The sequence below is a fragment of the Thermodesulfovibrionia bacterium genome, assembly GCA_030646035.1.
Taxonomy (GTDB): Bacteria; Nitrospirota; Thermodesulfovibrionia; order UBA6902; family UBA6902; genus JACQZG01.
In genome coordinates, this window is the sequence record JAUSMY010000048.1 from 1 (window position 1) to 2,615 (window position 2,615).

The 2,615-nt window shown below is 51.1% G+C and carries 3 protein-coding genes; all 3 read right to left on the reverse strand.

What is annotated here, in order from left to right:
* Window positions 1-104 precede the first annotated feature (104 nt).
* Window positions 105-236: a hypothetical protein gene (locus Q7U10_07620; GenBank protein ID MDO8282476.1), complete on the reverse strand. Its 132-nt coding sequence runs from the start codon at window positions 234-236 to the stop codon at window positions 105-107.
* Window positions 233-1,084 carry a hypothetical protein gene (locus Q7U10_07625; protein ID MDO8282477.1) on the reverse strand — a complete coding sequence of 284 codons (852 nt, stop codon included), beginning with the start codon at window positions 1,082-1,084 and terminating at the stop codon, window positions 233-235. The genes Q7U10_07620 and Q7U10_07625 overlap by 4 nt, the downstream gene beginning before the upstream one ends.
* A gap of 99 nt (window positions 1,085-1,183) precedes the next feature.
* Complete coding sequence (locus Q7U10_07630; protein ID MDO8282478.1) at window positions 1,184-1,972, reverse strand: hypothetical protein; 789 nt, start codon at window positions 1,970-1,972, stop codon at window positions 1,184-1,186.
* Between the last annotated feature and the right edge of the window lie 643 nt (window positions 1,973-2,615).

The following is a 2,615-nucleotide window of genomic DNA, read 5'->3' on the forward strand; positions in this document are numbered from 1 at the left end:
CGCGCGATTTCTTGTTGAATGGCGATTCGCATGACTTCAGGATCGGCGATTTCCAGCTTTCTCATGATGACACCTCCGGAACAGGAAACTGTCATCAGTATAGTTTAATAATGCGGCATTACATATGTCGTTATGTTTAAATGCGCAAGGCGCAGCCATTTTTCGGTGAAGTAGTGCCAAAGGCCGTCAAGGTTTGCCAGCAGATCAGGTACGTTGCGCACTTGGAGTTCTTTCAAGGCGTTGCGGTTCGTCTGAAACTCTTGACGCCATACCGGATCATCGGCTTTCCAGCCACGCGCCTGCCAGAGGTCGTAAAGATAGGTTTGTGGCTTTCTTCGGTGATTTCGAGAACCTTGTCATAGGTGCGGCTTTGAATATTGCCGCCTTGACCGATCATCCAGCCCGTGAAGCGGTCACCCGTGCCCCAATAAGCAGCTTTCTTGCGTGCCCGAGTCACCCACTGCTGAACAGCCCATTGATCCATGGGAACAATGGGGATGAAGTCGAGACACAGATCAGCACGGCTGACCTGTGCAAGCTCATCGACTCGACCAAGGGAACTGACGACGAAGCGCAGTTCCTGTTCGGCGCATTCAACACCAACGGCGGTGAGATATTCGCTGCTGATCTGTGCATAAACCAGCGGGAGCCTTGAACCTTTGCTGATGTTCAGGCGAAAGCGATCATCGAAGAGCACAAAACGGAATCGACCGGCCCCATGACTGGCGACGGCGAACAAGTGATTGCCGATGGTGATCTGTGCTTTTGCCTGTTCTGCCTCTTCGTCGCCCTGGGCTATTTCCTTGAGTTCATCCAGGCGCCCAAACATATCTTCTGACAACTCGCCGGGATAGGAGAGGTACAAAGAATCAATGGCTGTCCTCAAGACAAGGCAGAGCTTCTGATTTTCCTCGATGTATTTAGAGGGTACTGTGTTACTAAGTTGCGTACCCTGTGCCACAGCCCCGGCGCTGACCCCGGCCGCGCGCTGCGCGCGGCGGGCGGGGTGCTGCGGCGGGACGGATTCATCTTGTCCTGCCTGTTGAGACAGTTTGCCAGGTGACTGGCGATCTTCGGGCTTCATATCCATTCCTTTGAAGGATGCCAGGCATGCCGGCTTGGCTTCCTGAAACGGATATGGACTTTATGCAGCCACGTGCTGCAAGTCGTCTACCTCAAATGATCATTTGAAGGGTTTGATTTTCTTCGACTGAGTGTATTGCTTGCGCAGATTACGGCGGGCGTTATAGCTGTTGGGATAGACCTTGAGTTGATGGACGAGAAGGTTTTCCAGTTGATCGTCAGAGAGTTTATCGAAGCCCAGGTCACGCAGTACGCAGAGGGCGTAGCGCAAGTCCTGGTAACTCTGCCAGTGTTTTTGCGAGGGGCCTTTTAAGGCATTACGCAGATGTCTAAAGAAGAGCTTGTCGTGGAGCAATTCAGCCCGACAGATACGCGCGGCAATCGTGGGGCAGGCTACTGCAGCACGATCAACACGAACTGCATTAAATAAGGAATCGTCATTCCCCTGCCTTACTTCATCAATCAAGGTAGACATCGTCTTTTGATAAAGCATGATGCTCAAGATGGTGCGTTGAATGGTAAAGGTCACACCAATCAAATGCTTTTTCTCGAAGAGACCTTTCCAGCCGCCTGTCCATTCATCATCATCATCTAGATCGAACGCATCAAGAACCACTTGCTGGGGATCAGGGGCTTGCGCGGCCTGTTTGATGAAGTCCACTTTGTCGATCACCAGGAGCATCAAGGCTAGATGCTCGATGAAAGGGAGCTCGTAAATATCTGACCACGCATAATCCTTAGGAAGCAATTCTTCCAGTTTGGCTTTTGATACACCACGAACAAGTTCTGAGAGTTCACCGCGCTGCTTGCGGAGTTCAGGCAGCTTGTCGATCAACGTCTTGAATTGCTCGGCGGTAATTTTGCCGTATTCTTTCGTCATGTCGTTCATGGCGATATGATGCAACAGAAATCAAAAGCATGGGAGTTTTACAGATCGAGGTTTGCACACGGGTTACCCACCGCCGGACGCCCGCCAGCGTTAGAGGCGCGCTGGCGTCCGACCGTGGATAACCCTGCTTTACTCCTTATTCAAGTTTTGACGGAGTAGTAGCTTATTATTCAGATTGGATTTATTTTATGTATTCGCAGCCCCGTGTTACATGAACGGGGGACAGCAATCGGCCAGGAGCGGCCAGTGACTTGTGAGAATGCGATGGCCGGAACGAACCAGAAGCTGCCATCGGTCTTAATGCCTGACTAGGCGATCTCTCCTGCCACGGCGGTAGGAGACAGGCCTCCACGAATTTGTAAGACGCCCTATTAGCACACCGCAGCTCTTCCAGCGTGATTAAGCCTACTGGGCGTGCATATAAGGGCCATAACGAGCTAGCTCTGTCGATATTCTTTACAGCTGGATTTCGCTCGATCAATAAGCGCACACTAACTGCTTGTTAAACATAACGACATATGTAATGCCGCATTATTAAACTATACTGATGACAGTTTCCTGTTCCGGAGGTGTCATCATGAGAAAGCTGGAAATCGCCGATCCTGAAGTCATGCGAATCGCCATTCAACAAGAAATCGCGCGC